The organism is Nitrososphaerales archaeon, assembly GCA_025058425.1.
Taxonomy (GTDB): Archaea; Thermoproteota; Nitrososphaeria; order Nitrososphaerales; family JANXEG01; genus JANXEG01.
In genome coordinates, this window is record JANXEG010000013.1 from 19,660 (window position 1) to 27,678 (window position 8,019).

The window sequence follows — 8,019 nt, forward strand, 5'->3', positions numbered from 1 at the left end:
TCATACCTTATCCTTCAGTATCAATCGAGGAGCAATATTTAGACTCATCATCTCTTGAAGTAGGAGCTTAAAGGCGTACGCTACAGAAATTTTAGATATCTTCGAACCCTCTCCACATACTCCACAGATATACTTCCTCTGCTTCAGATCATGGTACGCTATCAATCCACACTTTTCACATACGTAAATTTCAGTTTTATCAGATTCATCGAGAAGTCTATCTTTTAACATCATGGATGCACCATAAGCGATCAAACAATCACGCTCCATCTCTCCAAATCTAAGCCCACCACCTCTCGCCCTCCCCTCTGTAGGTTGTTTAGTAAGCATCTGCACTTGCCCTCGAGCTCGAGCATGAATCTTATCAGCTACCATGTGGTGAAGTTTTTGGTAATAGACGATTCCGATAAAGACTTTAGCGTTGTACTTCTTACCCGTCTTCCCATCGTAGAGGACTTCCTCGCCTGTATATTGAAAACCATACTCTTTCAATACATTGGCTAAGCTATCTACATCTTCGCCCGAAAAAGCTGTACCGTTCACAACTTCGCCCCTCAATGCAGCCGCTTTACCAGCGATCGATTCAATAAGTTGGCCCACGGTCATCCTTGATGGGAATGCATGTGGGTTAATGATTATATCTGGGACAAGACCATCCTCTGTGTAAGGCATATCCTCTTGATTCACCAGTAAGCCGATTACACCTTTTTGGCCGTGGCGAGATGCGAATTTATCCCCGATCTCTGGTATGCGCATATCTCTCACCCTCACTTTGAACATCTTCTCACCCTCAACATTCTCCGTAAGGAGTACCGTATCCACTACACCAGACTCCGATGGTCGTACACTTACCGATGTATCCCTTCGATAAGGCCCCTTAACTTCAAATTCTTTATATTCTTCCATAAACCTCGGCGGGCTGGTTTTACCGATGATCACATCCCCTCCACTTACGATCGCTTCTTGCATCACTACACCATCTGATTCTAGCAAACGATAGTACTTCTCACCTCTGTAGCCTCGAATATTCGAATCTGGTGATGGAATTTCAAATTTATCCTTCATACCGCCCAGGTACTGTTTAGCCTCAGCTTCATACAGACGATAGAAGAAACTTCTACCCAAACCTCTATCGACCGATGATTTATTGATCACGATGGCATCTTCGATATTGTAACATTCAAAGGGGAGTACAGCCACTATACAGTTCTGACCGGTAGGTCTCAAATTCAAGTTAAGAAGTGGTGTTATAGATGTAGCTACCAACGGTGTCTGAGGATAGACTAAGAAATGCTCTCTTACATTAACGCTAGAGAATAACGTGGGTGTCGAAAAGCCTAGAGATTGTTTTGCCATCGCCGCTTCATACGTGTTACGAGGAGATTGGTTATGCTCAGGGTATGGGATTATAGAGGCAGTCACGCCCAAAATCGCTGGTGGATAAATCTCAAGATGGGTGTGTTGAGGTGTGATCGAATCAGGATCGATGGCGATGTAGCAATTCTCTTCTTCATTCGCATCGATCAGCTCTATGATACCCATATGTAGAAGGTCTCGCCAACTTAACTCGCCCTTTGCAACACGTCTAACGATATCTGGAGTGAGTAAGGATTGACCATTCTCCACCACGATAAGTGGTCTCAATACACGGCCCGCACTCGTAGCTATATATATTCTGCGGGCAGCTCTAGGATCCTTCCCTGAATATAGAGAGATACTAACGTGTGGATGAATTCGCCCTTTTCTCCTAAGTTTTTTGAAGGAATTAATAAGCCGCTCACCATCTTCTGTATATCCTATAAAACGCCCATCGACGAAGACTTTACATCCCTTCTCCATAATCTCTGAACTTACTTCTCTGATTGGGTGAACGCCCAATTCATAGAGTATATCTACAACTTCCGATGTGGGGACGCTCACAGAGATTATGGCTGAAAGTGCAAGGTTCTTCACCAACCCGCTATTTGAACCTTCGGGTGTCTCATTGGGGCATATTCTGCCGAAGTGTGTAGCATGTAAATCTCTCGCTTCAAAGTTCGGTTGGCTTCTACTAAGAGGAGATTGTATACGCCTTAAATGGCTAATGGTGGATAGGTAATTGGTCCTATCGAGAAGTTGTGTAATACCGACCCTTCCCCTACCCCAATTGCCCGTAGCTATCGCATTATTCAGCTTATCAGTAATAATGCCTGGCCTTATCGCTGCTGCGATTACATTCATACCACGCTTTTGACTCCTCTCTAATTGATACTTCATATCTTTAACCAAATTCCGGAAGGCAGTTCTGAATATATCGGCGATCAACTGTCCAGCAAACTTTATCACTTTATTCCCATAATGATCTTTATCGTCTGGATCGATCCAACCCAACTTTAATTCAAGAACTTTGCAGGCAGCTTCAGCAAGGAACATCGCCTTATCGTATCTATCTGCAGGTGTCCTTCCTAAATGTGGAAGGAGGCCCCAATCTAGGATCGCTTCCGCCTTCTTTAAGCGTAATTCATCCACCATACCAGGGGCGACTCTATTCCCTATATACATTAAAGCCTCCTGTGGTGTAGTAACATCGCTCGCATTCTCGAAAGATACATCAAGAAGGTCTTGTATTTCAGGCCTTAGAGAAACAGCCTCGGCTATCTCTTTATCAGTCTTTAAACCGAGGCTTCTCATCAGTACAACGAAGGGTAACTCTACAGGTAAATTCGGTAATTTCACAGTTAGAGAACCATCAGATTTTAAAGTCAATTCGACCTTTGCACGGTATCCAACTATAGATGAATAGATCTTCGCTTTATAGATCGTACTTGTACCGGACTTTTCGTAATCTACCAAAATCTTATTCGGAGATAGATCCTCAAGGCCCACTATTACACGCTCTGAACCATTGATGATAAAGTATCCACCGGGATCCTTCGGATCTTCCCCCACTTCTATAAGTTGCTCCTCTGTTAAGTTATGAAGGACACATAATTCAGACTTCACCATAACGGGGATATCGCCGATGTATTGAGGTTGAACCTCTTTAACAACACCTCCTTCTTTAATCGCCATATCCACATATACTGGTGCTGCATAGGTGAGGTTGCGAAGGCGTGCTTCGAGTGGGAAGATATTACTCACTGAACCATCTATCTCTATCACCCTAGGCCTCAAAATCTTCACTTTTCCAAACTTTATCGTATATGAACCACTCAAAGTTTCGATATCGACACTACCTACTTCATCTATAATGCTCTGTATCCCTCGCTCAATGAACTCATTGTATGAGTTTAAATGCTGGCGCGCTATACCTTCACGCTCTAACAGATCCTTAAGAACGACCCAAGACTCATAATTCACTTTTCGGTTCATAATCATCCCTTCACCACATACCGATAATATACAGTTTCTCCAGCGGTCTGGCTCTTTCGAATGATCTTTATCAAATCGCCCGGCTTCGCACCCAATTCTCTAACTACTGGATCGATATCGAGTATGTAGGGGAATTGCTCGGGCCTTGCATTGTACTTCTTCAAAACTTCTTGCGCCTCCTCAGGGCTTAACAATATATGCTTAGGTACATATATGTGGTCCATAATCTTTATTCGAGTTTTAACTTCTTCATTATTCTCTACCATTATACTCACCGATCGGTAACAAAAGTTTAAACTTAACAAAGTTCAAAGAAGAAGCATCTATAAAGTGGGATAGATCGATATATAACTCTTTCTTTATCAACTCACTCACCTTCTCATAATTAAGAATAATACTTTTATATAATTGCGAAGGTGAAGATTTACTGATCAGTTTGGGAAAGTCACCGAACGGCGAATTCGCAGCTAGGAAGCTGGTCCTCAAGCGTAAGCACTTCCTTTGGTCTAATAAGTATTACAAGAGGAGAATGTTACAATTAGATAAAAAGGCCGATCCACTGGAAGGTGCCCCCCAAGCTAGGGGTATAGTCTTAGAAAAAGTGGGTGTAGAGTCGAAGCAGCCGAACTCTGCCGTACGTAAATGTGTGAGGGTTCAATTGGTGAAGAATGGCAAACAGATTACCTGCTTCCTTCCGGGTGATGGTGCTTTGAATTACGTAGATGAACATGATGAAGTGATGATTGAGGGTATCGGTGGTTCTATGGGTAGGACGATGGGTGATCTACCGGGAGTTAGGTGGAAGGTCTTCAAAGTTAATGGTGTATCTTTGAAGGAATTGGTATATGGTAGAAAGGAGAAGCCGAGAAGGTAATCTAGTATTAGTTAAGAACTCAAATTTATGATAAAGAATAGGGAGATTCTTCGTTCTCAGATTTCGAGAGTATAAGAAAAACTTATCAAGCCCTTTAATACAATCATTATCCGCATGTCTAAAGCGCCAAACTTCAAACTCTTTAGAAAGTGGGACTTTAGCGAGGTTACGGTATCGGATCCTGGGTTAAAGAGAGTTATCTCTCTAAAACCGATCATAATCCCTTGGAGCGGTGGTCGCCATGAACATAGAAGATTTGCTAAAGCAGAAGTGAATATAGTGGAGCGATTAGTTAACTCCCTCATGCATTTTGGGAAGAAGTTCGCAAAGAATACTGGTAGGATGGGTGGAAAGAAGCAAAGAGCGTGTAATATCGTGAAGACCGCTTTCGAAATCATTCACCTAAAGACTGGTGGCAACCCTATTCAATACTTGGTGAAAGCGATCGAAAATGCTGCACCCAATGAAGATACGACACGTATAGCCTACGGTGGTATAGTGTATCATGTTGCGGTAGATGTCTCACCCTTAAGGCGTGTCGACCTTGCTTTGAGATTTATATCGGAAGGTGTAAGAGAGAGTACCTTTTCCACACCGAAGAGTGTTGAAGAGGCCCTGGCCGATGAAATAATCTTAGCCGCCAATAACGATACAAATAGTTACGCGATTCGAAAGAAGAATGAGCAAGAACGCATCGCTTTAGCATCGCGATAAACTCATATCAAAATTCCAACTTTCATTACGATCTTCTATATGAAGATTTTGTTATCATTCGCTCATAAGGATTATAAATGAAAGAAAGATTGGCGAAAGTATAAATATAAATCTGGGTAAACTCTTATATAACCGAAGTAATGTTCGTGTAGGTGTTAAGGGGGGAAAAGGATGTCAAAACCATCGAAACCACACCTAAACCTGGTAGTAGTTGGACATGTCGATCATGGGAAATCTACCGCTATGGGCCACTTCCTATATCAATTAGGTGTCGTGGATGAACGTACAATCGAGCAGTATGCAAAGGAATCTGAGAAGACTGGTGCTGGTGATACATTTAAATTCGCATGGGTACTCGATCGTTTAAAAGAAGAGCGTGAGAGGGGTGTAACTATAGATCTCGCTTTTCAAAAGTTCGAAACAGATAAATACTTTTACACACTTATCGATGCCCCTGGCCATAGAGACTTCGTTAAGAATATGATAACAGGTGCGAGCGAAGCCGATGTAGCATTACTCGTATCTTCAGCGAAACCGGGTGAATTTGAGACAGGGATTGGTCCAGGAGGTCAAACTCGAGAACACTCCTTCCTTCTATTCACACTCGGTGTGAATCAAGTAATCGTACTGATCAATAAAATGGATGATCCATTAGTGAAGTATAGTAAAGAGAGGTATGAATATTGTAAGGCCGAGTTGGAGAAGCTTTTAAGGGCTGTAGGTTACAATGTGGCGAAGATACCTTTTATACCAGGATCGGGATGGGTGGGAGATAATCTCATAAAGCGTTCACCTAACATGCCTTGGTATAAAGGCCCAACGCTATTTGAGGCTTTAGATCAAGTCATAGAACCTCCGAAACCGATCGATAAACCATTGAGAATCCCCATCCAAGATGTATACTCTATCACTGGAGTAGGGACTGTACCTGTAGGTAGAGTAGAGACCGGTAAGATGAAGGTTGGTGATACTGTTATAATCGCTCCATCCATGATTACCGCTGAAGTAAAGTCCATCGAAACTCATCACACGCCGATACCAGAAGCTATAGCTGGTGATAATATTGGATTTAACCTTAGAGGTGTCGCGAAGAAAGATATTAAGAGAGGAGATGTTGTAGGACCAGTAAATAATCCTCCTACAGTAGCGAAAGAATTTATCGCACAAATTATTGTCGTTTACCATCCTACCGCTATAGCTGCTGGCTATACTCCAGTTTTACATGCACATACTGCTCAAGTAGCTGCATGCCTAACAGAATTGATCGCTAAGATCGATCGAAGGACCGGTCAAGTAATTGAAGAAAAGCCAAAATCGATAAAGACCGGGGACTCAGCTTTGGTTAGAATCAGACCTCTAAGACCATTATGTATAGAGACTTTCAAAGAGTTCCCAGAGTTAGGTAGATTCGCCCTTCGAGATATGGGTACGACGATAGCGGCTGGCGTAGTACGTGAAATAACGGAGAAGTGGACGCCCGAAAAGGCAACCGCTTAGTGCCTAGTGACTAGTGATATTTCATATAAGGCCTAACCCGATTAACATCACAAACATAAAATTACATAAAACCATCCTTAGGATAAAATATATATAGCATATTCTTTAAAGGTCTTAAAAGTGGAAGAGTGGGTGGAATGCCACAATTCGCAAGGATCAAACTCACATCGACCAATCTTAAGAATTTAGAGCAGGTCTGTAAAGAGATTATTAGTATTACTGAAAAGACTGGTGTAAAGCGAAAAGGTCCCATACCTTTACCCACGAAGAAGCTAAAGGTAGTTACAAGAAAAGCCCCGTCAGGTCAGGGTAGCCATACCTTCGATCGGTGGGAGATGCGTATTCATAGAAGGTTGATCGATATGGATGCCGATGATCGAACGATGCGCCAATTGATGAGATTGAGGGTTCCTGAGGATGTATTCATAGAAGTAAGCCTCAAAACTTAATCTAAAATGGCTTTCTAAGTAGCAATAAACGTTATAAACTTCATTCTGATGAAATATTCTTCCAAAAATTAGGATTTATTGATATTTATTGAAGCCTTTTATTTAACTCGATTCAAATCTATGGACTTCTTCTCTCAGCGTATAACAATCCTGCCGATCTGCCTAAAAAGATTAAATAAATTGGTGATATTATCGCTGAGATGAGCCAGCCCACATATGGTATATTGCCTATACCTCCAATCACGAGAGCCATTATGAACATGATGAGGAGCCACATTATGTATTTACCCCACCCAATCTCTTTGATGATCGTTAAAATCTCTCTTATCGCGAAGGCTTTCTTAAACTGATCATTCTTGATCATATTGATTATACCAATTACGCTGAGAATAAGAAAGAGAAACGTCAAGACAATTCCCAATACAAATAGAATGGCCCTTCCTCTCCCAAATGTTGCAAATGGTGTAATCGTGGGGAGCCACCACCACAGAGGTATGGCGCTTAAAATCACCACGATTATTGGAATTATCATGTAGGTGAATGCAACGATTATCATCTTCAAACCTTGAATCCACAAATATCCGTAATTTTCAAGCTTTGGTACTTCTCGTACACCCGGAGAATCTTTCACAATTCTTGCAACATAACCCAGTACGATAAAATTCACAATTGGAATTATATTTAAAATGATGAGTATTATGAGCTTGCCGGGGTCATCAAATATCTTTCTCATAAATGCTAGGCTATCGTTCAAATTTTCTGCTAAATCCAACTCTACTATGTGTGTAAATATGCGCTCTCTTATATACCTTGATATTGGAAGGTGAAAATCTTCGATCAATATATAAAACTCAGAACCCTTCATTCGAAACATTTTTACAAACGGTCTGACCATCCTAGCTACAAACACTTTGTAGATAATTCACTCTAAAAGTATAGAGCTCGTGATAAAATTATCATCGATAAATCGAATTTAACAGTAACCTCTATAAGAAGTGCTTAATGCGCTTTTCATTATGAAAAGTCTCATAAATAATCGATACTTAAACCTTAAACTCATAATATGGAGCTCCATTACCTCTTAAATTAGGTTTTACGATCGTGGTATTAAAATGGTGAAAAGTCTTATCTTTC

The 8,019-nt window shown here is 41.3% G+C and carries 7 protein-coding genes; 4 read left to right on the forward strand and 3 right to left on the reverse strand.

Annotated elements, in window-relative coordinates; all coding sequences use genetic code 11:
• Both NZ896_02385 and NZ896_02390 read right to left on the reverse strand, forming a co-directional pair.
• Nucleotides 1-3,351 (reverse strand): DNA-directed RNA polymerase subunit B, encoded by a 3,351-nt coding sequence (locus tag NZ896_02385; protein MCS7116300.1) that lies wholly within the window; start codon nt 3,349-3,351, stop codon nt 1-3.
• Between the two features lie 2 nt (nt 3,352-3,353).
• Nucleotides 3,354-3,617, reverse strand: coding sequence for a DNA-directed RNA polymerase subunit H (locus NZ896_02390; GenBank protein ID MCS7116301.1), 264 nt, complete (start codon nt 3,615-3,617; stop codon nt 3,354-3,356).
• Nucleotides 3,618-3,787: 170 nt separating this feature from the next.
• Between NZ896_02390 and NZ896_02395 the strand changes: the two genes are divergently transcribed.
• The 4 genes from NZ896_02395 to rpsJ all read left to right on the forward strand — a co-directional run bounded on the left by NZ896_02395 (nt 3,788) and on the right by rpsJ (nt 6,885).
• Nucleotides 3,788-4,225, forward strand: a complete 438-nt coding sequence (locus NZ896_02395; protein MCS7116302.1) for a 30S ribosomal protein S12 — start codon at nt 3,788-3,790, stop codon at nt 4,223-4,225.
• 114 nt (nt 4,226-4,339) lie between these two features.
• Entirely contained in the window at nt 4,340-4,939 is a 600-nt protein-coding gene (locus tag NZ896_02400; protein ID MCS7116303.1) for a 30S ribosomal protein S7, read from the forward strand.
• A gap of 171 nt (nt 4,940-5,110) precedes the next feature.
• Nucleotides 5,111-6,436, forward strand: a complete 1,326-nt coding sequence (gene tuf / locus NZ896_02405) for a translation elongation factor EF-1 subunit alpha (GenBank protein MCS7116304.1) — start codon at nt 5,111-5,113, stop codon at nt 6,434-6,436.
• 137 nt (nt 6,437-6,573) lie between these two features.
• Nucleotides 6,574-6,885 (forward strand): 30S ribosomal protein S10, encoded by a 312-nt coding sequence (gene rpsJ, locus NZ896_02410; protein MCS7116305.1) that lies wholly within the window; start codon nt 6,574-6,576, stop codon nt 6,883-6,885.
• 118 nt (nt 6,886-7,003) lie between these two features.
• Here the strand turns inward: rpsJ and NZ896_02415 are convergent, their stop codons facing one another.
• Nucleotides 7,004-7,780, reverse strand: coding sequence for a DUF4013 domain-containing protein (locus tag NZ896_02415; GenBank protein ID MCS7116306.1), 777 nt, complete (start codon nt 7,778-7,780; stop codon nt 7,004-7,006).
• Between the last annotated feature and the right edge of the window lie 239 nt (nt 7,781-8,019).

Bases quoted from the DNA above. Each gene is read 5' to 3' on its own strand.
- NZ896_02390 (MCS7116301.1), bottom strand. From the start codon at position 3,617: ATGGTAGAGAATAATGAAGAAGTTAAAACTCGAATAAAGATTATGGAC.
- tuf (MCS7116304.1), top strand. From the start codon at position 5,111: ATGTCAAAACCATCGAAACCACACCTAAACCTGGTAGTAGTTGGACAT.
- NZ896_02400 (MCS7116303.1), top strand. From the start codon at position 4,340: ATGTCTAAAGCGCCAAACTTCAAACTCTTTAGAAAGTGGGACTTTAGC.
- NZ896_02415 (MCS7116306.1), bottom strand. From the start codon at position 7,780: ATGGTCAGACCGTTTGTAAAAATGTTTCGAATGAAGGGTTCTGAGTTT.
- rpsJ (MCS7116305.1), top strand. From the start codon at position 6,574: ATGCCACAATTCGCAAGGATCAAACTCACATCGACCAATCTTAAGAAT.
- NZ896_02385 (MCS7116300.1), bottom strand. From the start codon at position 3,351: ATGAACCGAAAAGTGAATTATGAGTCTTGGGTCGTTCTTAAGGATCTG.